The sequence below is a fragment of the Pseudomonas sp. XP2 genome (genome assembly GCF_053557975.1).
In genome coordinates, this window is record NZ_JBNRIK010000060.1 from 366 (window position 1) to 588 (window position 223).

The following is a 223-nucleotide window of genomic DNA, read 5'->3' on the forward strand; positions in this document are numbered from 1 at the left end:
ACGAACGACGTCTACAACAACGGTTCGACTGTCAGCGTCACCATCGAGAACGCCACGGGCGGTAACTTCGAGCAGTTGACCCCGAATCCGACCCCGGCTCAGACCACGATCAACGATTCAGTAGACGCCACCACCGCAACGCTGACCGCGAACCCGTCGGTGACCGAAGGTGGTGTCATCACCTACACCGTGACCCTGAGCAACCCTGCCCAGACGCCGGTAA

Annotated in this window: 1 protein-coding gene; it reads left to right on the top strand. The window is 60.5% G+C overall.

All coding sequences use genetic code 11. The features are described from left to right. Positions 1–223, top strand: a 223-nt coding sequence (locus tag ACK1VC_RS28800; protein WP_449118184.1) for an immunoglobulin-like domain-containing protein, incomplete at both ends; no start/stop codon positions are given.